A 22,316-nucleotide genomic window follows, 5' to 3' on the forward strand; every position below is an offset into this window, starting at 1 on the left:
TACGCAGTGACGGTCGCTGCCGCATGGTGAAGATCGAACTCCCGGACTTTCCCTGGGATTCCCTCGCCGCCGACACGAAGCTCGCCAAGGCCCACCCCGACGGGATCGTGGACCTATCGGTGGGCACTCCGGTCGATCCGGTTCCGGGCGTGGTGCGGGCGGCTCTCACCGGCCCCGCTGCAGATGAGCCCGGCTATCCGACCACCCACGGCCCGGACTCACTGCGCGAGGCACTCGCCGGCGCACTGTCCCGCCGGTTCGGTGTCACCGTCGACCCGGTGTCGGTCCTCCCCACGATCGGTCTCAAGGAGACCGTCGCCTGGCTGCCCACCCTGCTCGGGGTCGGAGCGGGGGACCTCGTGGTGATCCCGGAGCTCGCCTACCCGACCTACGAGGTCGGCGCGCGGCTGGCCGGAGCCGACTTCGTCCGCTCCGACTCCACTGCCCGGCTGGGCCCGCAGCGGGTGGCGATGGTCTGGCTGAACTCGCCGTCGAACCCGACGGGGAAGGTCCTGCCGCGCGAACACCTCCGCAAGGTCGTCGAGTGGGCCCGCGAGCGCGGTGCGGTGGTGGCGTCCGACGAGTGCTACCTGTCGCTGGCCCCCGCGGACCAGGATGCGGTCTCCGTGCTGCATCCCGACGTCTGCGGCGGCTCCCACGAGAACCTGCTCGCCCTGCACTCCATGTCGAAGTCCTCGAACATGGCGGGCTACCGGGCGTCGTTCCTCACGGGCGACCCGTCGCTGGTCGCGAGCGTGCTGGAGCTGCGCAAGCACCTCGGCATGATGGTTCCGCGTCCGGTGCAGGCGGCGTTGGCCGCCGCGGCGTCCGACGACACCCACGTGGCGGCGCAGGCCGAGATCTACGTCCGGCGCCGGGCGCAGCTGCGCGCCGCGTTGGAGGCCGCCGGGATGCGCGTCGACCACTCCGAGGCGGGGCTCTACCTGTGGGCCACCGCGGGTGAGGACGGCCGGGCCACGGTGCACCGGCTGGCGAAGCTGGGTGTCCTGGTGGCGCCCGGGGAGTTCTACGGACCGGCGGGCACCCAGCACGTGCGGGTGGCCCTCACCGCGTCCGACGAGCGGATCGCGGCGGCGGCGGAGCGGTTGCCCGCGGCGTGACCCCAGGCTCCGGGACAGCGTCGTCCTCGGGGGTCGGAACGCAGGTGGTCCGGCCCGGCGTCGTGCTGCTCGGGCTGCTCGCGCTCGCGATCAACCTCCGTGCGGCGCTGGCCGGCTACCCGCCGCTGCTGGAGACGGTGCGCGACGATCTCGGCACCTCGTCGGGCGTCGCCGGGTTCGTCCAGGCCGCTGCCGTGCTCATGATGGCCGCTGGCTCGTTCGCCGGTTCCGCGCTCGGGGCCCGGTTCGGGCGTGAGCGCGCCCTGGGCGGCGCGGTCGGGCTGGTGGCGCTGGGCAGCGCGGTGCGCGGCATACCCGCGCTGGCGAGCCTGATCGGCGGAAGCCTGCTCGCCGGACTCGGCATCGGGCTGGCCGGGGTGCTGATCGCCGGCGTGGTCAAGGAGCACCTCGCGGAGCGGGCCGGCGCCGTGACCGGTGCCTACGTGGTCTCGATGATGGTCGGGGCCACCGTCGCCAGTGCCGTGGCGGTCCCGCTGGCCACCGCGCTGGGCGGCTGGTCGTTCTCGCTCGCCGTGTGGGCGGTGCCCGCCGCGCTCGCCGTGGCCGTCTGGGTGCCGGTGGCGCGGCGGACGGCCGTGCCCGACCGCGCCGCCGCGCGTGCACCGCTGCCCTGGCGCCACGGGTTCGCCCGGCTCACGGCGTGCTACCAGGCCGGCACCTCGCTGTTGTTCTACGGCTGGCTGACCTGGCTCTCGCCGTACTACGAGGGGCAGGGCTGGAGCCCCCAGCGGGCCGGGCTGCTCCTGGCCGTCTGGAGCGTCGCGCAGATCCCCGCGGCCCTGCTCGCCCCGGCACTCGCGGAACGGCGCCGCCGCTGGCGGTTCTGGGCCGGCCTGACGCTGGCGTGCGGCGTGGTGGGCACGGTCGGCGCGATGCTGCTGCCGATGCCGTCGGGTCCCGCACCCTGGGTGTGGGCGGCGCTGCTCGGGATCGGGGTGGGGGCCGGGTTCCCGCTCGGCCTCACCGTGATCGCCTGGCGCACCCCGGACGGCGCCGCCAGCGCGGCCACCAGCGGGCTGGCCCTGGGCGTCGGTTACGTCAGCGCGGGCCTGGGCCCGTTGCTGATGGGCGTGCTGATCGACCTGACGAAGGGGTTCCCGGCCGCGATCGCCGTGCTGCTCGCGGCGGCCGCGCTCCAGGCCTGGGCGATCTGGCGGATCGGCGACCGGCCCGCCGCCTGACCTCCAGGGTGTCAGTTGGCGTGCAGGGCGCTGTTGAGCTCGATGCCCTCACCGGTGCGGGCCAGCACCTCGACGGCCCCGGTCACCGAGTTGCGCCGCAGCAGCATCCCGTTGCGTCCGGAGAGGGTGCGCGCGGCTGCCTTCTCACCGGTGGGGAGCACCACCTTCGTGCCCGCGGTGACGTACAGGCCGGCCTCGACCACGCAGTCGTCGCCCAATGAGATCCCGATCCCCGCGTTGGCCCCGATGAGGCACCGCCTGCCCACCGAGACCACCTCCTTGCCGCCGCCGGAGAGCGTCCCCATGATCGACGCTCCGCCGCCGACGTCGGAGCCGTCGCCCACGAGCACCCCGGCCGAGATCCGGCCCTCGACCATGGACGCGCCGAGCGTTCCCGCGTTGTAGTTGACGAAGCCCTCGTGCATGACCGTGGTGCCCTCGGCCAGGTGGGCCCCCAGCCGTACGCGGTCGGCGTCGGCGATCCGGACGCCCGTGGGGAGGACGTAGTCGACCATCCGCGGGAACTTGTCCACGCCGAGCACCGTGACCGGGCCGTCGGCGCGCAGCCGGACGCGGGTGAGGTCGAAGCCCGGCACGGCGCACGGGCCGCGGCTGGTCCACACCACGTTGGCGAGCAGCCCGAAGACGCCGGCGAGGTTCACCTCGTGCGGGACGACCAGGCGGTGGCTGAGCAGGTGCAGCCGCAGGTAGACGTCGTGCGCGTCGACGGGCGGGTCGGCCAGGGACTCGATCGCGGTGCGCACCACGACGGTGCGCACGCCACGGACATCGTCGGTGCCGGCCAGGTGCTCGAGGTCGGCTGCGACGTCCGGCGCGTCCGCGCCCAGCGCGGGCGATGGGTACCAGGTGTCGAGGACGACGCCGTCGCCGCCGTCGGCCGGCACGGTGACGGTGGCGAGGCCGGTGCCGGAGGCGCCTTCCCGGCGGGGTGCGGTGCTCACGACACCACGGTATCCGTCCGCAGCACCGAACCCCCGGCCCGCACCACCGCCCCGGGCGGTTCGCGAGGTTCAGGAAAGCCACTTTGCTGCCCTCACAGGGCCGGAAAGTGGCTTTCCTGAACCTTCGCGGGGGGTGGTGACGGCGGCAGGTAGCGTCGGTCCGCGTGACGATCCCCGCGTTGGACCTCACCGCCGACCCCGTCGACCTGTGTGCCGCGCTCGTCGACGTGCCCAGCGTCTCGGGTGCCGAGGGCCCGCTCGCCGACGCCGTGGAACGGGCGCTGCGCGAGCAGGCCCCGCACCTGGAGCTCCTGCGGTCGGGCGATGCGGTGCTCGCCAGGACGAACCTCGGACGCGAGCGCCGCGTGCTGCTCGCCGGGCACCTCGACACCGTCCCGATCGCCGACAACGTCCCCAGCCGCCGCGACGGGGACCTGCTCTACGGCTGCGGCACCACGGACATGAAGTCGGGCGACGCCGTGATCGCGCACCTGGCGGCCACCGTCACCGAGCCGCGCCACGACCTCACTGTCGTGTTCTACGAGTGCGAGGAGGTGGAGGCCGCCCGCAACGGGCTCCTGCGCATCGAGCGCGAGCACCGGGACTGGCTGCAGGCCGACCTCGCGATCCTCAGCGAGCCGACCAACGCGGGCGTGGAGGCCGGGTGCCAGGGCACGCTCCGCGCCGAGATCACCACCCGCGGCCGGCGCGCCCACTCCGCGCGGTCCTGGCACGGCACCAACGCGATCCACGCCGCCGCCGCCGTGCTCGACCGGCTGGGCGCCTACACCGCCCGCGAGGTCGACATCGACGGCTGCGTCTTCCGCGAGGGGCTGCAGGCGGTGCGGATCGGCGGCGGCGTGGCCATGAACGTGGTGCCCGACGAGTGCGTCGTCACGGTCAACTTCCGGTTCGCCCCCGACCGGGACGCGGCGGCGGCCGAGGCACACGTGCGCGAGGTGTTCGACGGGTTCGACCTCGCGGTCACCGACCTGGCGCCCGGCGCCCTCCCCGGGCTGGGCGAGCCCGCTGCCGGCGAGTTCATCGCGGCGACCGGGGCCACGCCGTCGGCCAAGTTCGGCTGGACCGACGTCTCGCGCTTCGCCGCGCTCGGCATCCCCGCGGTGAACTACGGCCCCGGTGACCCGAACCTCGCCCACACCCGTGAGGAGCACGTCGACACCCGCCAGATCACCGACACCGCTGCCGTCCTGCGCCGGTTCCTTTCTCCCCAGGAGCGCTGAGAGCGCGCGCACCGTTGACGGAACGGCGGACGCCGCGGGGCGCCCGGCCCGGCGGCGCCCCGGCACGGTGGGCATCGGTCTCATTACTCTGGCGACCATGACCGCCAGCGGGAACCGGCGTCCTGACGACAAGCAGCCCGAGCAGAAGCAACGGGGCCCTGTGGTGTTGCGGGGTGAGTACCGCAACGAGACCTCCACCACCGACCAGCGACTTCTGGACTCACGCGGGCCCAGCGACTGGGTGCACACCGACCCGTGGCGGGTGCTGCGGATCCAGGCCGAGTTCGTCGAGGGCTTCGGCATGCTCGCCGAACTGCCGCGCGCGGTCACCGTGTTCGGCTCCGCCCGCACCCCGCGCGACCATCTCGAGTACGCCCAGGGCCGCGCACTGGGCACCGCGCTGGCCGAGGCCGGGTTCGCCGTGATCACCGGCGGTGGTCCCGGCGTGATGGAAGCCGCCAACAAGGGCTGCTCCGAGGCGGGCGGGCTCTCGGTCGGGCTCGGTATCGAGCTGCCGTTCGAGCAGGGTCTCAACGACTGGGTCGATCTCGGCATCAACTTCCGGTACTTCTTCGCCCGCAAGACGATGTTCGTCAAGTACTCGCAGGCGTTCGTCTGCCTTCCGGGCGGCTTCGGCACGCTCGACGAGCTGTTCGAGGCGCTCACCCTGGTGCAGACGAAGAAGGTCACGAAGTTCCCCGTGGTGCTGCTGGGCAGCGAGTACTGGGGCGGCCTCTACGACTGGATCTCCAACACGGTGCACACGAGCGGCAAGGTCGGGGAGAAGGACCTGGCGCTCCTGCACGTCACCGACGACGTCGACGACGCGGTGAAGATCGTCCAGGAGGCGTGGCGGGCGTGGGAGGAGGCGCATTGAGCGAGCTTGCGAGCGAAACATCGGCGCTGGGCGAGCTTGCGAGCGAGACATCGCGCTCGTCCGCGCGTCGGCTCGCGGTCTGCGTCTACTGCGCGTCCATCGAGGGCATTCCCGCGCACTATCTCGAGCTCGCCGCCGAGGTGGGCCGCCAGATCGCCGCCCGCGGCTGGGACCTGGTGTCCGGTGGTGGCCGGTCCTCGATGATGGGCGCGCTGGGCATCGCGGCGCGGACCGCCGGGGCGCGCACCACCGGGGTCATCCCGCGCGCGCTCGTGGAGCTCGAGTGGGCCGACCACGACTCGGACGAGCTGCTCCTCGTCGACACCATGCGCGAGCGCAAGGCGTTGATGGAGGCCCACGCCGACGCCTTCCTGGCCCTGCCGGGAGGCATCGGCACCTGCGAGGAGCTCTTCGAGGTGTGGACGGCGGGCTACCTGCGGATGCACCCCAAGCCGGTGGTGCTGCTCGACCCGGACGGGCACTACACGGGCCTGCTCGACTGGGTGCGCGGGTTGGGCGAGCGCGGGTTCGTGCGCCCGGAGGCGCTCACCCGGCTGGTGGTCGTCACCGACGTGGCCGCCGCTCTCGACGCCTGCGCCCGCCCGGTGGACATGTCACGATCGCCGTCGTGACGGGTACGGCCGGCCTCATCCGGTTCGGGAAGCGCGTACCGGCCCAGGACCGTGCGCTGGTGATGGCGATCGTCAACCGGACCCCCGACTCCTTCTACGACCGGGGCGCGACGTTCGCCGACGACGCCGCGATGCGGAAGGTCGACGCCGCGCTCGCCGAGGGCGCGGACATCATCGACGTGGGAGGCGTGAAGGCCGGCCCGGGCCCCGAGGTGGACCTCGGCGAGGAGATCCGCCGCGTCGTCCCGTTCGTCGCGGCCGTCCGCGAGCAGTACCCGGACATCGTGATCAGCGTGGACACCTGGCGTGCCGAGGTCGGGAGGCTGGCCGTCGCCGAGGGAGCCGACCTGATCAACGACACGTGGGCGGGCGCCGACCCGGCGCTGGGCGAGGTGGCCGCGGCCACCGGCGTGGGCATCGTGTGCTCGCACACCGGTGGTGCGGTGCCGCGGAGCCGGCCGCACCGCGTGCGCTACACCGACGTCGTGGCCGAGGTGCTGGCCGACGTGTGCGGCCAGGCGGAGCGGCTCGTGGGGCTCGGGGTGCCCCGGGAAGGCATCCTCGTCGACCCGACGCACGACTTCGGCAAGAACACCTTCCACGGGCTCACCCTGCTGCGGCGCTGCAGCGAGCTGGTGGCCTCCGGCTGGCCGGTGCTGATGGCGCTCTCCAACAAGGACTTCATCGGCGAGACGCTGGGCGTCGCGGAGGTGACCGACCGGCTCGAGGGCACCCTCGCCGCCACGGCGCTGGCCGCCGCCGCCGGTGCGCGGGTGTTCCGCGCCCACGAGGTGGCCGCCACCCGTCGAACCGTCGACATGGTGGCCGCGATTACGGGTACCCGGTCACCGTCCCGAACGGTTCGCGCACTGGCGTGACGCGCCGCGTCACCGACACGGCCGGGCAGGTGACCACCACAGCCGTTGATCACCACTAGCCTCCCGGACCACCACCACCGACGATCGGAACGACGCGTCACCGGCACCACCAGCATCAGTCGGCAACGAGGCCGCCCCCTTCGAGCGCGTAGGAGAGGCCCATGGACCGCATCGCGGAGGACTGGTTCCGCCGTCGTACCTGGCAGGAACCGTGCTGGCACGTCGACGAGCTGGTGGCGGCGAAGGCCGGCCGTCGCGTGTCGGTCGTGCTGCCCGCCCTCGACGAGGAGGCCACGGTGGGGGCGATCGTCGCGGCGATCGTGCCGCTGACGCGCGGGGCGTCCCCGCTGGTGGACGAGCTGGTCGTGGCCGACTCCGGGTCCACCGACCGCACGGTCGAGGTCGCGGCGGCGGCCGGGGCCACGGTGGTGCTGCGCACCGACGTCCTCCCCGATCTCGCGCCCCTGCCGGGCAAGGGGGAGGTGCTGTGGCGCTCGCTCGCCGCCACCACCGGTGACGTCATCTGCTACCTCGACTCCGACCTGATCGACTTCGACGCCGGTTTCGTACCGGCGCTGCTCGGCCCGCTGCTCACCGAGCCGGGCGTCGAGCTGGTCAAGGGCTTCTACCGGCGTCCGCTGCGGCTGGAGGCGATCGAGGCCGACAACGGTGGTGGCCGGGTCACCGAGCTACTGGTGCGGCCCTTGCTCGCCGCGCTGCGACCCGAGCTCGCCGCCGTGGTGCAACCCCTTGGAGGGGAGTACGCCGGCACCCGGGAGCTGCTGGAGTCGGTGCCCTTCGCGGCGGGGTACGGGGTCGAGATCGGGCTCCTGCTCGACACCTACGCCACGGCCGGGCTGGACGCGCTGGCACAGGTCAACCTCGGCGTGCGGAAGCACCGCAACCGCTCGCTGCTGCAGCTGGGGGTGATGGCGCGCCAGATACTCGCGGCGGCACTCACCCGATGCGGTGTTCCGGACACGGGGGCGCCCCTCACCCAGTTCCTGCAGGTCGACGGCGAATGGCTGCCCTCCTACACGAAGGTCGCGGTCGCCGAGCGACCCCCGATGCGTGAGGTCTTGGTGCGCTGACCGGGGACCCGTGGTGGGATTGCCCAGGTGGGGACCGCGCTGATCTATCTGATAGTCGTCGCTGCGGTGGCCGCGGCACTGTTCGGGCTGGCCGCGGTCGTGTTCGGGCGCGGCGAGGAGCTGGCACCGCTGCCTCCCGGCACCACGCCGACACGACTGCCCGCAGGTGAGCTCGACGGCGAGGACGTCCGGGAGCTGAGGTTCCAGCAGGCGGTGCGCGGCTACCGGATGGACGAGGTCGACTGGGTGCTCGACCGGCTCGCCGACGAGCTCGACCGCTCCGGTGTGGAACGTGACGGACTGCTGGCCCGCGTCGCGGAGCTGGAGGCCGAGCTCGCGTCCGCCGGGATGCCGGCCGAGGGCGAACGGTGAGCGAGCCTCCGGGCTCCCGGGTCGAGCTGACGATCCCGGTCGACGTCGGGGCGCCCGCCGAGGCCGTCTGGCGGATGGTCACGGACTGGGAGGGCCAGGGCGAGTGGATGCTCGGCACCCGGGTCGAGGTCATGAGCGCGGGCGACGGGCGTGAGCTGGGCGCCCGGCTGCGCGCCGTGACGGGTGCCGGGCCGGTCGCGTTCGCCGACACGATGGAGATCGTGGAGTGGACGGTGCCCGCGCAGGGCGGTTCCCGGCGGTGCGTCGTGCGGCACACCGGCAAGGTGGTGCGCGGCGACGGCGTGTTCGAGGTGGTCGAGCTGGCGCCCGGACGCGCGCGGTTCGTGTGGTCGGAGCTGCTGGACCTGCCGTTCGGTCCGGCCGGCCGGTTCGGCTGGGTGCTGGTGCGGCCCGCGTTCCGCGCCGGTGTCGCCCACTCCCTGCGCCGGATGGCCAGGCTGTGCGAGTCGAGGTACGGCACCGGTGCCTGAGCCCGACGGGCGGGAGCGGTGCGGTTGGGCAGGCACCGCCCCGGAGTACGTCGCCTATCACGACGACGAGTGGGGCTGTCCGCTCCACGGGATACCCGCGATGTTCGAGCGGTTGAGCCTGGAGGCCTTCCAGTCGGGGCTGTCCTGGCTGGTCATCCTGCGCAAACGGCCGGCGTTCCGCGCGGCGTTCGCGGGCTTCGACCCGGTCACGGTGGCCGGCTTCGGCGCTGCGGACGTGGAGCGGCTGCTGGCGGATGCTGCCATCGTGCGCAACCGGGCGAAGATCGAGGCCACCGTGAACAACGCGCGCCGCGTCCTGGAGCTGGACCGGCCCCTCGACGAGCTGCTGTGGTCGTTCGCGCCGGAGCCGGCCGCCCACCGGCGGCCTGCGACGCTCGCCGAGGTGCCTGCCACCAGCGTGGAGTCCGTGGCGATGGCCCGCGAGCTGAAACGCCGTGGGCTGCGCTTCGTGGGACCCACCACCTGCTACGCGCTGATGCAGGCCGCCGGGCTCGTGGACGATCACGTAGCGGGGTGTTGGCGTGCCTCGTCCCGGTGATGCCGCAGGGTCCATCCGGGAGAGTTGATCGCTCCGGTTACACCCCGGCCCGGTCGATGAGGAAAGATGTTCGCAGCATCCCCGCCGCGCGCTTCCCCCGGCGCAGCGGCGCACCCTGCAAACGACGACGGAGGGAGCAGGAGATGGCGGCGATGAAGCCCCGGACCGGCGACGGTCCCCTGGAGGTGACCAAGGAGGGTCGGGGCATCGTGATGCGCGTCCCCCTCGAGGGCGGCGGCCGTCTGGTCGTCGAGATGTCGGCCGAGGAGGCCAGTGACCTCGGCGACGCGCTGAAAGCCGCCTCTGGCTGAAACGAGTACGAGTCCCCGGCACCACGGGGCACCGCCCGGTTCCTGAACGGCACCGACGAACGGAACGCACCGTCCGCCGGTGCCGTTCGTCGTTCCTCGTTCGGGGGACGCCCGGACGGGTACGGCTAGCGGGTGCCTGTGGACCCGGCCGCGGGCGCGGCGACCGTGCCGGAACTCCCACCGGGAGTGACGAGCTGGATCGACAGCGTGCCGCACACGCAACGCCGGTAACGCACCCACCCCTGAGATGTCGAGTGGGTCGACAGCACCGTCGCCTCGTCGACGGGCCATCCGCAGCGCTCGCACCTCATGATCTGCGGCCCCCTTCCGGTAATAGGTATCCTTCGTTGGCATGTTACACAGCGAACGGGCCGGAGTAATAGACCAATGAACTTCATCGGTTACCGCAGCGATGCGCTGGGCGCCGCCGTCGCGCTCGTCAACGAGGTGGGCGCGGGATCCGGCGGAGAGGCGCAGGCCGGGGACGAGCAGGCCGACCGGATGCGGTCGGTGCTCGTGGCGCACGGCTACCTCGCCGAGCAGGCGCCCGACTCGGTAGAACCCGCGCTGCGGGCGTGGGCGCGCCGGCTGCGCACCGTGTTCGACGTCACCGAGGTGGAGGAGGCGGCCGTGGCGGTCAACGCACTGCTCGCCGACGTCCGCGTCGAGCCGCACCTGTCCAATCACGACGGCCAGGCGTTCCACCTGCACTACACGCCGCCCGAGGCCGATGTGGTCGACCGGCTGCGCACCAGCACCGCGTTCGCGCTGGCGATGCTGGTGTCGGAGTACGGCGTGGACCGACACGGGCGCTGCGCGGCCGAGGGATGCGCCCGGGTCTACGCCGACACCTCGCGCAACGCCGCCCGCCGCTACTGCTCGTCGGCGTGCGCCAACCGCTCAGCGGTGGCCGCCCACCGGGCCAGGGCCCGGGCGTCGGGCTCCGGCGTGCGCTGAGGCGGTCAGCCCACGGCGCGGTAGATCTCCACGGTGCGCGCCGCCGCCTGCTCCCAGGCGAACTCCCGCTCGGCCCGCACCCGGCCGGCCGCCCCCATCGCGGCGGCCCGCTCCGGGTCCGCCAGCAGCGCGTTCACCGCAGCGGCCAGGCCCGCCCGGAACTCGTCGACGGCGTGCTCGTCGAAGTGCACCAGCAGCCCGGTCCCACCGTCGTCGACGACCTCGGGGATGCCACCCACGTCCGAGGCCACCACGGCGGTGCCGCAGGCCATCGCCTCGAGGTTGACGATACCGAGCGGCTCGTAGACCGACGGGCAGACGAACACCGTGGCCGCCGACAGCAACTGCCGCACCTCCGTGGTCGGGAGCATCCGGCGGACCCACACCACCCCAGGACGCGATGCGCTGAGCTCGGCGACGGCCTTCTCGGTCTCCTCGGCGATCTCCGGGGTGTCGGGTGCCCCGGCGCACAGCACGATCTGGGCCTCGTGGTCGATCTCGTGCGCCGCGGCCACGAGGTGCGCGAGCCCCTTCTGCCGGGTGATGCGCCCGACGAACACCACGCTCGGCCGGTCCGGGTCGACACCTGCGGCGCGGACCGCGTCACGGGCCGGGTCGGGGTGGTAGAAGGCGGTGTCGATGCCGTTGTAGACCACGTGCACGCGAGCGGGGTCCAGTGCCGGGTAGCAGTCGAGGACGTCGCGTCGCATCCCCTCGCTCACCGCGATCACCGCGTCGGCGTCCTCGTAGGACGTGCGTTCCACCCACGACGAGAGCCGGTACCCGCCGCCGAGCTGCTCGGCCTTCCACGGCCTGCGCGGCTCGAGGGAGTGGGCGGTGACCACGTGCGGCACGCCGTGCAGGATCTTGGCCAGGTGCCCGGCCATGTTGGCGTACCAGGTGTGGGAGTGGACCAGGTCGACGGCGGGCGGCCCGGCCAGCGCCGCGACCATCGACAGGTCGACGCCGAGGGTCTGCAGTGCCGGGTTCGCACCGGCCAGCCCGGTGGGTGGGACGTGCGCGTGCGTGTGGGGCTGCTCGGGGCGCGGCTCGCCGAAGCAGTGCACGTCCACGTCGATCAGCGCACGCAGCGCGGGCACGAGATGGTCGACGTGTACGCCGGCACCGCCGTAGACGTCCGGGGGGTACTCGCGGGTGAGCAGACCGATGCGCACATCGGGACGGTAGGGCATTGCGGGCCGCATGGCATTGACCAGGAGTGTGGCGGGTACATCGGAGGCATGATGTTCGCCGGTTCGACTCTTGCCAACGGTGGCCCGCCACGGTGTGAGAGCACTAGTGTCGGCGGCGTGACGATGCTGCCGGCACGCCAGGGCCCCGTGCCCACCGACGGAGCGCCGGAATGACCGCGGCCCGTCTGTCGCCCGCCTCGCCCCGAGCGATGGCCGCCAACGTGCTCGGCATCGTGCTCGCGGGTGGCGAGGGGAAGCGGCTCTGGCCGCTCACCGCCGACCGGGCCAAGCCCGCCGTGCCGTTCGGCGGCCACTACCGGTTGATCGACTTCGTGCTGTCGAACCTGGTCAACTCCGGGATGCACCGGATCTGCGTGCTCACGCAGTACAAGTCGCACTCGCTCGACCGCCACATCTCCACCACGTGGCGGCTCTCCAGCGTGCTAGGGCAGTACATCACCACCGTGCCGGCGCAGCAGCGGCTCGGCAGGCGCTGGTACACCGGGAGCGCCGACGCCATCTTCCAGAGCCTCAACCTCGTCTACGACGAGCGGCCGGACTACATCGCGGTCTTCGGCGCCGACCACGTCTACCGGATGGACCCCGGCCAGATGCTGGCCCGGCACATCGAGAGCGGCGCGGGCGTCACCGTCGCCGGCATCCGGGTGCCCCGGGCCGAGGCGAAGGCGTTCGGCGTGATCAACTCCGACCCCGGGGGCCGGATCACCGAGTTCCTCGAGAAGCCGTCCGACCCGCCGTCGGTGCCCGACGACCCGGACGTCACCTTCGCGTCGATGGGCAACTACATCTTCACCACCGAGGTGCTGCTCGACGCGCTGCGCGTCGATGCCGAGGACGGCGACTCCGACCACGACATGGGCGGCGACATCATCCCGAGGCTGGTGAGCCAGGGTGACGCCGCGGTGTACGACTTCGCCGACAACGTCGTGCCCGGCGCCACCGACCGCGACTCCGGCTACTGGCGCGACGTCGGCACCGTCGATGCGTACTACGAGGCGCACACCGACCTCGTCTCGGTGCACCCGATCTTCAACCTCTACAACGATCGCTGGCCCATCCGCACCGCCATGGCGCCCCTGCCGCCCGCCAAGTTCGTGGAGGGTGGCATCGCGCAGGACTCGATCGTCGGCGCCGGCACGATCATCTCCGGCGCCATCGTCCGCCGCTCGGTGATCAGCCCGAACGTCCGCATCGAGGCCGGCGCGGAGGTGTCGGACTCCGTGGTGCTGCCCGGCGTCCGCGTCGGGCGCGGGGCCGTGGTGCGGGGCGCGATCCTCGACAAGAACGTGGTGATCCCGGACGGGGCGCTCGTCGGCGTGGACCTCAGCCTGGACCGCGCCCGCTACACGGTCAGCCAGGGTGGCGTCGTCGTGCTGGGCAAGGGCGCCACCGCGCTCTGAGCGCTGCTGCGCCCACCGGCGCCACCGGGTCACGGGGACCGGGGCGCACGGGCCCTCAGGCCGTCTTGACCGCCGCGAGCAGGCCGCCACCCAGGGGCAGCAGCACGGGCGCCAGCCGGTCGTCGTCGCGGACCTGACGGGCCACCTCGCGCAGGGCCACGGTGCCGGGGTCGGTGACGTCCGGGTCGAGGACGCCGGGCGAGAGCACCCCGTGCAGCGCGATGATGCCGCCACCGCGCAGCAGCCGGACGGCCTCGTCGAGGTAGCGCGGGTAGTCGGCGGGGCCCGCGTCGACGAACACCAGGTCGTAGCCACCGTCGGTGAGCCGGGGCAGCACCTCGAGCCCGAGCCCGTTGATCAGCCGGAGCCGGGACGGCCCGTACCCGGCGGCGGTGAACGACTGCCGTGCGGCGCGCTGGTTCTCCGGGTCGATGTCGATCGAGGTGAGCACTCCGTCGCCGGCCATCCCGCGCAGCAGCCACAGCCCGCTGACGCCCATCCCGGTGCCGACCTCGACCACCGCCCTCGCGGCGGTGCCGGCCGCGAGGAAGCGGAGCCCGGCTCCCGCTCCGGGGCCTACCGGAGCGTTGCCACGCCGCGCCGCAGAGGCTCTCGCCGCGAGGAGTACGTCGTCCTCGGGGAGGTAACCTTCGACGTGGTCGCGCAACGCCCACGGGTCGGGAGCGCTGTCCGGGCGGCCGGTCATGGTCAAAAGGCTACTGTGCTGGCTCTTTTCCGCGCTGCGGGCCCGTCGGTCGGGTCGTCGGCCCCGGAGGGCCGGTTGGTTTCACAGGTTTCTCTCAGTCGCCTCTCACACCACGTTCACGGCCATCAGGCACGGTAGGTTGCATCGGTCGGGGTCGTCGACCGCTGAAGGGCCGGGGGAACGTCTATCCCCGGTGCTTCGTTGGTCGGAGGCACGCCCGCCGCAGGAGGTTGACCCACCATGACCGACGGCTCCGCCACGCTGCTGAGCGGTACGGTGCTGCCCGGTGAGGGAGCCGAATGGACGCCCCCGAGCTGGGACGACGTCGTCCGGGAGCACGCGGACCGGGTCTACCGCCTCGCGTACCGGCTCACCGGTAACCCGCACGATGCCGAGGACCTCACCCAGGAGACGTTCGTCCGGGTCTTCCGGTCGCTCGCGGCCTACAAGCCGGGCACGTTCGAGGGCTGGCTGCACCGCATCACCACCAACCTGTTCCTCGACATGGTGCGCCGCCGCTCCCGCATCCGGATGGAGGCGCTGCCCGAGGACTCCGACCGGTTGCCCGGCCGGGGCCCGGAGCCGGAGCAGGTCTTCTCCGAGACCCACCTCGACCCGGTGCTGCAGGCCGCGCTCGACGAGCTGCCTCCGGAGTTCCGGGCCGCGGTCGTCCTGTGTGACGTGGAGGGTCTCTCCTACGAGGAGATCGGCGCCACCCTCGGCGTGAAGCTGGGTACGGTGAGAAGCAGGATCCACCGTGGCCGGGCTGCCCTGCGCAGCGCGTTGGAGCGCCATCGTGCGGCCGAGGTGCAGAGCGCCGGAGCCACCGCGGAGGATTCCGACGTCGGTGTGCTGGAGGAGGTTCACGGGTGAGCGAAGGGCGCTGGCGCATCACGGTGACCCCCCCGGACTGGGGGCAGGATCACCTGTCGTCCGACGCCATCGTCGCCTATGTCGACGACGAGCTCGCCCAGGGTCCGCACGAGCGGGCCACGCAGCACATCGCCGCGTGCGCGGAATGTGAGGCGCAGGTCCGCGCCCAGGGCCAGACGCGGTCCGCGTTGCGCACCGCGGGGGGTCCGGTTCCGCCGTCCACGCTGCTGAGCACCCTGCGCTCGATACCGGAGAGCGCCGAGCTCCCGCCTCCGCCCGCCGGGCTCGCGGTCACCCCCGACGGTCAGTTCGTCTCCGTGCTCCGCCCGCAGTCCGACATCCTCGCCCTCGCAGGCGCCGAGACCCCACCGGCCGACCACGGCAGGCGCAGGCCGCCGAGCCGGTCCCCGGTACAGCGGCGCATCCGGCTCGGCACGGGGGTGGCGGTGTCCGGCCTCGCGCTCGGCGCGCTCGCCTACGGCCTCCCGCCCACCTCCACGGACCCCGGCTCGTCCACCAGCGGACCGTTCGGCGGCTCCGTGCTCGGTGGCGGCACGGCGAGGACGGTCGTCGACGGGCCCGGTCTGCTCGACGCGCAGATGCGGCTGGAGCGCGCCGTGCGCCGCGACTCCGACCCGGACCCCGGTCGCACGGACTCCGACTCCGACCCCGGCATCACCTCCGGCTCCGAGTTCGAGCCCGATCTCCTCGAGGGCCGGCTCGACGTGGTGCCCGGCTCCTTCATCGGTATGCCCTGAGCCGTCTCGACCCGGCTACGCGGACTTCACCGCCGCTGGGGCAGGCTGATGGACGTACGGTCGGCACACCTCAGGAGCCTGCAGCGCGATGAACGAACGCAGCCCTGCGACGCGTTCGAGTGACCGCGCGGGCGGTGAGCCCCCGCGGCTCGGACCGCGCCCGCTGGAGCGCACGCCGGTCGATCCCGGTGCGGCGGAGATGTTCGGGCGCCCGAACGGCGTGGAGGGCGGCTTCGCGGCCCCGCGGGGTGACACCGCGGGCCGTTCGCCCGCCACCATGGCCGCTCCGCCGCCTGCCGCGCTCGCGAGCGCCTTCGGCAGGCCGGCCACCGATGCGCCAGCCCTGCAGCGGCCCCCGGCCAGCACCACCAACGGCGCCGAGCCCGACGCCGCGTTCTGGGTCGACGGCGCCGACCGCGACCCGTGGCGCGACCCGGAGAGCGCTGTCGCACTCGGTCCGCCCGCGGCGCCGGACCGCGCGGCCGGATCCCCGCCACGCGGCGAGGGCCCCCGGCTCAGCCTGCGGGAGCTGGTCTTCGGCCGGCGGGTCGATCCGCGGGCCCTGGCCGCGCTGGCACTCGTCGCGGTGCTGATCGGTGCGGCGGGCGGGTTCATCGGGCGGCTGACGGCCGACGGAGCCAGCGGGCTCACCGATCCCGACCCGACGATCACCCAGACCATCGACGCGAAGGAGCGCCCACCCGGCTCCGTCGCCGACATCGCCAGGCGCACCGTGCCCGCCGTCGTCTCGATCGAGATCAGGGTCGGCCAGGAGGGCGGCACGGGTTCCGGGGTCGTGATCGACCCGGCCGGCTACATCCTGACGAACAACCACGTGGTGGCTCCGGCCGCCGACGCCAACGGTGCCCAGATCGAGGCGATCTTCCACGACGGCACGCGCACCGCCGCCCGGATCGTCGGGCGGGACCCGAAGACCGACCTGGCCGTGGTCAAGGTGGACGTCGCCAACCCGGTGGTGGCCACCATCGGTTCCTCCGCCGGGCTCGTCGTCGGCGACGGCGTGCTCGCCATCGGCTCGCCGCTCGGCCTCGTCGGCACGGTCACCGACGGCATCGTGAGTGCGCTCAACCGCCCGGTCCGGCTCGACGGCAGCGGCGCGGACGCCAACGCGGTGATCGACGCGATCCAGACCGACGCCGCCATCAACCCGGGCAACTCGGGAGGCCCGCTCGTCGACTCCACCGGCGCCGTCGTGGGCATCAACACGGCGATCCGCAGCCTCGGCATGGGGGAGGGCGGCTCGATCGGCCTCGGCTTCGCCATCCCCATCGACGACGCCCGCACGATCGCCGAGGAGCTGATCCGCACCGGCGTGGTCACCCACGCCGAGATCGGGATCAACGCCCGGTCGGTCAGCGACGGCACCACCGACGGCGCCCAGGTGCAGAACGTGCAGCAGGGCGGTGCGGCTGCGGCGGCCGGCATCGTGGAGGGCGACGTGATCGTGCGCGTGGGGGACCGGCCGATCGCGGGGGCGGACGAGCTCGTCGTGGCGGTCCGGGAGCACAACCCGGGCGACACGCTGCCGGTCCAGCTGATCCGGGACGGCAGGCCGCTCACCGTCTCGGTGGTCCTGACGTCCGACTGAGCGCTGCTCAGGACGTCCCCGAGCTGAGAACGTCACAGTCTGCGCTCGTGTTCACACGCTGTCGGCTCTCCGGACGCGTGTTGGCCCGTACGATGGTCAGGTGTTCGAGAGCGTCGGCTGGGGCGAGATAGTCGTGTTGGTCGTGGCCGGGTTGTTCATCCTCGGTCCCGAGCGGCTTCCGTCTGCCGCGGCGTGGGTGGGCCGTTCGGTCCGGCAGGTCAAGGAGTTCGCCAACGGGGCGCGCGATCAGCTCCGCGGTGAGCTCGGCCCCGAGTTCGACGAGCTGCGCAAGCCGCTGGAGGAGCTGCGCGGGCTGCGCGACCTCCACCCGCGCAACGCCGTGCGACGCACGCTCTTCGACGACCCCGAGCCGAAGCCGAACGGCTTCGCGCCCGGCCCGAACCTCACCAAGAGCAACGGCACCCCGCAGGCCCACCCGGCCGCGCCGCAGCCCCCGGCGCCGCTGGCCCGCAACGAGCGTCCGCCGATCGACCCCGACGCCACCTGAGCATCAGCTTCCCGGCGCCCCGCCGGCAGCCGGGCTCCGCCGGTGCCACGCGGTGGCTTCCTGGAAGGCGTGCGCGGCCGCCAGCACCGCGTTGTCGGCGTGGCGCGGGCCCACGATCTGGAGCCCGACCGGCAGCCCGGCCGAGGTGACGCCGCACGGCACGCTCGCCGCCGGCTGCTGGGTCATGTTGAACGGGTAGGTGAACGGCGTCCAGGACGTCCACCGCTTCCGTGGCCACCCCGGCGGGACCTCCCGGCCCGCCTCGAACGCGGGGATCGGCAGCGTCGGGGTGAGCAACAGGTCATAGCGGGAGTGGAACTCGCCCATCAGTGTGCCGAGCTCGTTGCGCACGCCCATGGCGTCGACGTACTCCTGGGCAGTGGCGCCCGCCGTCGCCTCGGCGCTCTCGATCAGTCCCTGGTCCATCAGTGCCCGCTCGGCCGGACCCAGGTGCCTGATCGCCTTCGCCGCGCCGACGAACCAGAGCAGCTCGAACGCCTCCACGGGGTCGCCGAAGCCCGGGTCGGCCTCCTCCACCTCGGCGCCCATCGCGCGGAACACCTCGACCGCGGCGGTGAACGCGGCCACGATCTCGGGGTCCGGCTCGACGTAGCCGAGCGTGGGGCTCACCGCCACCCGCAGGCCGGTGACGGGCGTTCCCAGCGCGGCGACCGCGGACGTGGTGGGCGCCAGCGCCCAGGGATCGCGGGCGTCGAGGCCGGAGACGACGTCGAGCAGCAGCGAGGTGTCGGCCGCGGTGCGCGCCATCGGCCCGATGTGCGCGAGCGTGCCGAACGGGCTCGCCGGGTGTGCGGGGACCCTGCCGTAGGTGGGCTTGTGTGCGGTGATGCCGGTGAACCCGGCCGGGATGCGCACCGAGCCGCCGCCGTCGGTGCCGAGGCTCAGTGGCCCCATCCCGAGCTGGATCGCGGCCGCGCTGCCGCCCGAGGAGCCCCCCGCCGTGCGCGTCGGGTCCCAGGGGTTGCGGGTCACCCCGGTGAGCGGGTTGTCGGTGACGCCCTTCCAGCCCAGCTCCGGGGTGGTGGTCTTGCCGAACAGGACGGCACCGTGGGCGCGCACCCTGGCGACCGGGGGACCGTCGACGGTCCACGGGCCGCTCGGGTCGATCGTGCGGGAGCCGCGCAGCGTGGGCCACCCCTCGGTGAGCATCACGTCCTTGATCGAGACGGGCACCCCGTCGAGCAGACCCACGGGCTCGCCCCGCGCCCAGCGCTCCTCGGAGCGCGCGGCGCTCGCCATGGCCGTGTCCGCGTCGACCAGGCAGAACGCGTTGACCTCGGCGTCGCGCTCGGCCACCCGGTCGAGCACGGCCCTGGTGGCCTCCACCGGGGAGAGCTCCCCGGCCCGGTAGGCGGCGAGCAGCTCGGTGGCCGTGAGGTCGGCGGCGGTGCGGGTGCCGGTCCCGGTGGTCGTGCCGGTCATGAGGTTCCTCCGGTGACGTAGCCGAGCGTCTTGTCCACGACGTTGCGCAGCGGCTCCCCCGCGCGGTAGCGGGCGAGGTTGTCGGCGAACACCTCGACGAGCTCCTCGCGCCAGCCGAGCACGTCGCCGGACATGTGCGGCGAGACGATCACCCCGGGCAGCTCCCACAGCGGGCTGTCCGGGGGAAGCGGTTCGTGGGCGAACACGTCCAGCGCCGCCCCGGCGAGGCGGCCGCCGCGCAGCGCGTCCACGAGGTCGGGTTCGACGACGAGCGCTCCCCGCCCCACGTTGATCACGCGCGCAGACGGGCGCAGCGCGGCGAGTGCCGCCGCGTCGAGCACGCCGCGGGTGGCCTCGGTGAGCGGCGCGGCGAGCACGAGCCAGTCGGCCCGGGCCAGCAGTTCCGGGAGCGCCCCGGCCGCGTGCACACCTTCCGACGCGCGGCGTCCGACCAGCTCCACCCGCATGCCGACCGCTGCGAGCAGCCGGGCGATCGCGCGCCCGATCGGCCCCCCGCCCACCACCACGGCGCAGGTGCCGGCGACCCGCTCGCTCTCGCGGTGGCGCCACTCCCGGCGCAGCTGGGCGGCCACGGTCGCCGGGAGGTCCTTGGCCATCGCCAGCACCAGCCCGAGCACGTACTCGGCCATGGGCGCGTCGAAGACGCCGCGGGAGTTGGTCAGCGTCACCGGGGAGTCGAGCAGCTCGGGGAAGATCAGCCGGTCGACGCCGGCGCTGGCGGTGTGCACCCAGCGCAGCGCGTCGGCGGCGGGCCAGGAGTGGCGCACCGCGTCGGAGGTGAAGTCCCAGACGAGCAGCACCTCGGTGCCGGGCAGGGCATCGCGCAAGGTGTCGCCGGTGGCGAAGCGGATCCCGTCGGCCACGAGGCCGGGCGGACGGTCCTCGGAATGGAGAACGGTGATCGTCGGATGCCGCTGAACAGCGGAAACGGGCAAATCCGGCCACCTTCCGAGGCATGAGCGGAGTATTGACACGCTAGGAAGCCATCGTATTATTGTCAACAATCCGCGGCGTTGCGGGATCCGTCGGACGGAGTGCCCATGACGAGTTTCCTCCGCATCAGCCTCGCCCGCCGCGGTGTCTCCTGCGTGGCCGAGCTGCTCGAGAAGGACGCCCCACGCACCTGCGCCGCCGTGTGGGACGCGCTGGCCCGCGGGCCGCTCGGCGGCGACGCCCAGCATGCCAAGTACGCGCGCAACGAGGTCTACACGATGGTGCCGCGCTTCGCGCAGATCGGCCGCGAGAACCCCACCGTCACGCCCATCCCGGGCGACGTCGTCCTGTTCGACTTCGCCGGCGGCATGCTCGACAGCGCGTTCAAGGCCGACCAGGGGATCGACGCCGAGGAGGGCGCCATCGATCTGGCGATCTTCTACGGCCGCAACAACCTCCTGATCAACGGGGACGTCGGCTGGGTGCCCGGCAACGTCTTCGCGTCGATCGTCGAGGGCCTCGCCCCGATGGCCGAGGCGTGCCACGACGTGTGGCGCTCGGGCAGCGCGGGCGAGCGGCTCGTCTACGAACGCCTCGCCGCGGACCCCCGGTAGGCCGGGATGCCCGCCGAGCTGTCGGTGGGGCTCGCCGAACCCGCCCACCAGCACGGGATCGGCGTGGTCGCACCGTTCGACTTCGCGCTCGACCGTGAGCTCTGGCGCTGGGTGCCGGAGGACGTCTCCCTCTACCTCACCCGGCTGCCGTTCTTCACCACCCCGGTCACCGTCGAGATGGCGGTGGCGTGCGGCGACCGGCGGGCGGTCCGCCGGGCCACCCGTGACGTCCTCACCCCGGAGCCTGCCGTCGTCGCGTACGCGTGCACGTCCGGGAGCTTCGTCGACGGTGCCGCAGGCGAGGAGGTGCTGCGCCGCACGATGGTGGGTGCGGGAGCGCCCGCGGCCTGCACCACGTCCGGGGCGCTGATCGACGCGCTGCGCGTGCTCGGCGTGTCGCGGCTCGCGATCGCCACCCCGTACGTCGAGCCGGTCACGCGCCGGTTGGTCGGCTACCTCGCGGAGCACGACGTGCGGACGGTCTCCTGCGAAGGGCTGGGGCTGCTGGGCAACATCTGGCGGGTCACCTACGCCGAGATCGTCGAGATCGTCCGCACCGTCGACGCCGACGACGCGGAGGCACTCTTCATCAGCTGCACCAACGTGCCCAGCTACGACCTCATCGAGCCGCTGGAGATGGCGCTCGGCAAGCCGGTGCTCACGGCCAACCAGGTCACCATGTGGGCGGCGCTGCGGGCGATGGGCCGGGTTGCCGTCGGCGGTGGCCGGCTGCTGCGCGCCGGGGTGCCCCATCTGGAACCGGGGGCGGCATGACCCGGGAACCGGCGGCGGTGACCGTCGGTGTCCTCTACCCCGGCTTCTCCGCCGAGGACGACTACCCGCGCGCGGAGGCGCTGCTGGGGGGCTGGGCCCGGCTGCCACTGGTGCACACCGAGATGCGGGAGGACGCCCACCGCGTCGACGCGCTGCTCGACATCGGTGCCGACGACGTGCTCGCCGCGGGGGTGGGGGCGCTGCGGGCCAACGGCTCGGCCCCCCTCGACGCCGTGATGTGGGCGTGCACCAGCGGGAGCTTCGTCTTCGGCCGCGACGGAGCCGCCGCGCAGGTCGCGGCACTGGAGGCAGCGGCAGGCGTACCGGCGTCGAGCACCTCGTTCGCCTTCGTTGACGCGTGCGCGAGCCTCGGCGTCACCCGGGTCGCCGTGGGCGCCACCTATCCCGACGACGTGGCCGGGCGGTTTGTCGCATTCCTCGGCGCGGCCGGCATCGAGGTGCTGTCGCTGTCGGCGCGCGGGATCGTCACCGCGGCCGAGGTCGGCACCCTGCCGGCCGCCGCCGTGCTGGAGTTCGCCGCCGCCGCCGACCATCCCGACGCGCAGGCCGTGCTGCTGCCCGACACGGCGCTGCACACGATCGGGCTGCTCGACGCGCTCGACGCCCGCGTCGGCAAGCCGGTGCTGACGGCCAACCAGGTGAGCATCTGGCAGGGCCTGCGACTGGCGGGCGCGGACGTCGTGCGGGCCGGGCTGGGTAGCGTGTTCGCCCACACTGCCACCGGTCCGACGGGGCGGGCGGGACC

General features: G+C 73.3%; 25 protein-coding genes. 20 read left to right on the forward strand and 5 right to left on the reverse strand.

The window, feature by feature from the left end:
• Positions 1–23 precede the first annotated feature (23 nt).
• Positions 24–1,121, forward strand: a complete 1,098-nt coding sequence (gene dapC, locus HF577_RS16895) for a succinyldiaminopimelate transaminase (protein ID WP_169396824.1) — start codon at positions 24–26, stop codon at positions 1,119–1,121.
• Positions 1,122–1,165: 44 nt separating this feature from the next.
• Complete coding sequence (locus HF577_RS16900) at positions 1,166–2,323, forward strand: MFS transporter (RefSeq protein ID WP_312859187.1); 1,158 nt, start codon at positions 1,166–1,168, stop codon at positions 2,321–2,323.
• 11 nt (positions 2,324–2,334) lie between these two features.
• Here the strand turns inward: HF577_RS16900 and dapD are convergent, their stop codons facing one another.
• Complete coding sequence (gene dapD, locus HF577_RS16905) at positions 2,335–3,285, reverse strand: 2,3,4,5-tetrahydropyridine-2,6-dicarboxylate N-succinyltransferase (RefSeq protein ID WP_169396826.1); 951 nt, start codon at positions 3,283–3,285, stop codon at positions 2,335–2,337.
• A 170-nt stretch (positions 3,286–3,455) separates the two neighbouring features.
• On the opposite strand from dapD, the gene dapE reads away from it, so the two are divergent.
• The 10 genes from dapE to HF577_RS16955 all read left to right on the forward strand — a co-directional run bounded on the left by dapE (position 3,456) and on the right by HF577_RS16955 (position 10,697).
• Entirely contained in the window at positions 3,456–4,529 is a 1,074-nt protein-coding gene (gene dapE, locus HF577_RS16910) for a succinyl-diaminopimelate desuccinylase (RefSeq protein ID WP_312859190.1), read from the forward strand.
• A 97-nt stretch (positions 4,530–4,626) separates the two neighbouring features.
• Complete coding sequence (locus HF577_RS16915) at positions 4,627–5,406, forward strand: LOG family protein (RefSeq protein ID WP_169396828.1); 780 nt, start codon at positions 4,627–4,629, stop codon at positions 5,404–5,406.
• Positions 5,403–6,038 (forward strand): LOG family protein, encoded by a 636-nt coding sequence (locus tag HF577_RS16920; RefSeq protein WP_425563877.1) that lies wholly within the window; start codon positions 5,403–5,405, stop codon positions 6,036–6,038. Before HF577_RS16915 ends, HF577_RS16920 begins: the two co-directional genes overlap by 4 nt.
• 62 nt (positions 6,039–6,100) lie before the next feature.
• Positions 6,101–6,916 carry a dihydropteroate synthase gene (gene folP / locus HF577_RS16925; protein ID WP_169396849.1) on the forward strand — a complete coding sequence of 272 codons (816 nt, stop codon included), beginning with the start codon at positions 6,101–6,103 and terminating at the stop codon, positions 6,914–6,916.
• Between the two features lie 161 nt (positions 6,917–7,077).
• Positions 7,078–8,007, forward strand: coding sequence for a glucosyl-3-phosphoglycerate synthase (locus tag HF577_RS16930; protein ID WP_211174399.1), 930 nt, complete (start codon positions 7,078–7,080; stop codon positions 8,005–8,007).
• 27 nt (positions 8,008–8,034) lie between these two features.
• Positions 8,035–8,379 carry a DivIVA domain-containing protein gene (locus HF577_RS16935; RefSeq protein ID WP_169396829.1) on the forward strand — a complete coding sequence of 115 codons (345 nt, stop codon included), beginning with the start codon at positions 8,035–8,037 and terminating at the stop codon, positions 8,377–8,379.
• Positions 8,376–8,870, forward strand: coding sequence for an SRPBCC family protein (locus HF577_RS16940; RefSeq protein WP_169396830.1), 495 nt, complete (start codon positions 8,376–8,378; stop codon positions 8,868–8,870). Before HF577_RS16935 ends, HF577_RS16940 begins: the two co-directional genes overlap by 4 nt.
• Positions 8,863–9,429, forward strand: coding sequence for a DNA-3-methyladenine glycosylase I (locus HF577_RS16945; RefSeq protein ID WP_169396831.1), 567 nt, complete (start codon positions 8,863–8,865; stop codon positions 9,427–9,429). The genes HF577_RS16940 and HF577_RS16945 overlap by 8 nt, the downstream gene beginning before the upstream one ends.
• Before the next feature lie 143 nt (positions 9,430–9,572).
• Entirely contained in the window at positions 9,573–9,740 is a 168-nt protein-coding gene (locus tag HF577_RS16950; RefSeq protein ID WP_084211001.1) for a DUF3117 domain-containing protein, read from the forward strand.
• Positions 9,741–10,127: 387 nt separating this feature from the next.
• Positions 10,128–10,697, forward strand: coding sequence for a CGNR zinc finger domain-containing protein (locus tag HF577_RS16955; RefSeq protein ID WP_169396832.1), 570 nt, complete (start codon positions 10,128–10,130; stop codon positions 10,695–10,697).
• Positions 10,698–10,702: 5 nt separating this feature from the next.
• Here HF577_RS16955 and glgA read toward each other — a convergent pair whose 3' ends face one another.
• Positions 10,703–11,872 (reverse strand): glycogen synthase, encoded by a 1,170-nt coding sequence (gene glgA, locus HF577_RS16960; protein WP_312859188.1) that lies wholly within the window; start codon positions 11,870–11,872, stop codon positions 10,703–10,705.
• Between the two features lie 188 nt (positions 11,873–12,060).
• On the opposite strand from glgA, the gene glgC reads away from it, so the two are divergent.
• Positions 12,061–13,311 (forward strand): glucose-1-phosphate adenylyltransferase, encoded by a 1,251-nt coding sequence (gene glgC / locus HF577_RS16965; protein WP_246266474.1) that lies wholly within the window; start codon positions 12,061–12,063, stop codon positions 13,309–13,311.
• 55 nt (positions 13,312–13,366) lie between these two features.
• Here glgC and HF577_RS16970 read toward each other — a convergent pair whose 3' ends face one another.
• Positions 13,367–14,017, reverse strand: coding sequence for an O-methyltransferase (locus tag HF577_RS16970; protein ID WP_169396834.1), 651 nt, complete (start codon positions 14,015–14,017; stop codon positions 13,367–13,369).
• A gap of 240 nt (positions 14,018–14,257) precedes the next feature.
• On the opposite strand from HF577_RS16970, the gene sigE reads away from it, so the two are divergent.
• The 4 genes from sigE to tatB all read left to right on the forward strand — a co-directional run bounded on the left by sigE (position 14,258) and on the right by tatB (position 17,765).
• A complete protein-coding gene (sigE, locus tag HF577_RS16975) occupies positions 14,258–14,890 on the forward strand; it encodes an RNA polymerase sigma factor SigE (protein ID WP_169396835.1) in 633 nt (210 codons plus the stop codon).
• On the forward strand, positions 14,887–15,648 hold the full coding sequence (locus HF577_RS16980) for an anti-sigma factor family protein (protein WP_169396836.1): 762 nt from the start codon (positions 14,887–14,889) through the stop codon (positions 15,646–15,648). Before sigE ends, HF577_RS16980 begins: the two co-directional genes overlap by 4 nt.
• A gap of 88 nt (positions 15,649–15,736) precedes the next feature.
• Complete coding sequence (locus HF577_RS16985) at positions 15,737–17,257, forward strand: S1C family serine protease (protein WP_169396837.1); 1,521 nt, start codon at positions 15,737–15,739, stop codon at positions 17,255–17,257.
• Between the two features lie 100 nt (positions 17,258–17,357).
• On the forward strand, positions 17,358–17,765 hold the full coding sequence (gene tatB, locus HF577_RS16990) for a Sec-independent protein translocase protein TatB (protein ID WP_169396838.1): 408 nt from the start codon (positions 17,358–17,360) through the stop codon (positions 17,763–17,765).
• 3 nt (positions 17,766–17,768) lie between these two features.
• On the opposite strand, the gene HF577_RS16995 is transcribed toward tatB, so the two are convergent.
• Positions 17,769–19,208 (reverse strand): amidase, encoded by a 1,440-nt coding sequence (locus HF577_RS16995; protein ID WP_169396839.1) that lies wholly within the window; start codon positions 19,206–19,208, stop codon positions 17,769–17,771.
• A complete protein-coding gene (locus HF577_RS17000; RefSeq protein ID WP_169396840.1) occupies positions 19,205–20,164 on the reverse strand; it encodes a D-2-hydroxyacid dehydrogenase in 960 nt (319 codons plus the stop codon). Before HF577_RS17000 ends, HF577_RS16995 begins: the two co-directional genes overlap by 4 nt.
• A 105-nt stretch (positions 20,165–20,269) precedes the next feature.
• Between HF577_RS17000 and HF577_RS17005 the strand changes: the two genes are divergently transcribed.
• From HF577_RS17005 to HF577_RS17015, 3 genes are all read left to right on the forward strand, one after another.
• The gene (locus tag HF577_RS17005) at positions 20,270–20,776 is read left to right on the forward strand and encodes a DUF3830 family protein (protein WP_169396841.1); all 507 of its coding nucleotides are present in this window, start codon (positions 20,270–20,272) and stop codon (positions 20,774–20,776) included.
• Between the two features lie 6 nt (positions 20,777–20,782).
• On the forward strand, positions 20,783–21,550 hold the full coding sequence (locus HF577_RS17010; protein ID WP_169396842.1) for a maleate cis-trans isomerase family protein: 768 nt from the start codon (positions 20,783–20,785) through the stop codon (positions 21,548–21,550).
• On the forward strand, positions 21,547–22,316 hold a 770-nt coding region (locus HF577_RS17015), incomplete at its 3' end, for a maleate cis-trans isomerase family protein (protein WP_169396843.1). The genes HF577_RS17010 and HF577_RS17015, both read left to right, overlap by 4 nt.

The sequence above is a fragment of the Pseudonocardia xinjiangensis genome (assembly GCF_012911925.1).
Taxonomy (GTDB): domain Bacteria; phylum Actinomycetota; class Actinomycetes; order Mycobacteriales; family Pseudonocardiaceae; genus Pseudonocardia; species Pseudonocardia xinjiangensis.

Coding starts and splice junctions, on each gene's coding strand:
- glgC (WP_246266474.1), top strand. CDS start 12,061: ATGACCGCGGCCCGTCTGTCGCCCGCCTCGCCCCGAGCGATGGCCGCC.
- HF577_RS16970 (WP_169396834.1), bottom strand. CDS start 14,017: ATGACCGGCCGCCCGGACAGCGCTCCCGACCCGTGGGCGTTGCGCGAC.
- HF577_RS16915 (WP_169396828.1), top strand. CDS start 4,627: ATGACCGCCAGCGGGAACCGGCGTCCTGACGACAAGCAGCCCGAGCAG.
- HF577_RS17010 (WP_169396842.1), top strand. CDS start 20,783: ATGCCCGCCGAGCTGTCGGTGGGGCTCGCCGAACCCGCCCACCAGCAC.
- HF577_RS16930 (WP_211174399.1), top strand. CDS start 7,078: ATGGACCGCATCGCGGAGGACTGGTTCCGCCGTCGTACCTGGCAGGAA.
- sigE (WP_169396835.1), top strand. CDS start 14,258: ATGACCGACGGCTCCGCCACGCTGCTGAGCGGTACGGTGCTGCCCGGT.
- HF577_RS16955 (WP_169396832.1), top strand. CDS start 10,128: ATGAACTTCATCGGTTACCGCAGCGATGCGCTGGGCGCCGCCGTCGCG.
- folP (WP_169396849.1), top strand. CDS start 6,101: ATGGCGATCGTCAACCGGACCCCCGACTCCTTCTACGACCGGGGCGCG.
- HF577_RS17005 (WP_169396841.1), top strand. CDS start 20,270: ATGACGAGTTTCCTCCGCATCAGCCTCGCCCGCCGCGGTGTCTCCTGC.
- HF577_RS16985 (WP_169396837.1), top strand. CDS start 15,737: ATGAACGAACGCAGCCCTGCGACGCGTTCGAGTGACCGCGCGGGCGGT.
- HF577_RS16995 (WP_169396839.1), bottom strand. CDS start 19,208: ATGACCGGCACGACCACCGGGACCGGCACCCGCACCGCCGCCGACCTC.
- HF577_RS16950 (WP_084211001.1), top strand. CDS start 9,573: ATGGCGGCGATGAAGCCCCGGACCGGCGACGGTCCCCTGGAGGTGACC.
- dapC (WP_169396824.1), top strand. CDS start 24: ATGGTGAAGATCGAACTCCCGGACTTTCCCTGGGATTCCCTCGCCGCC.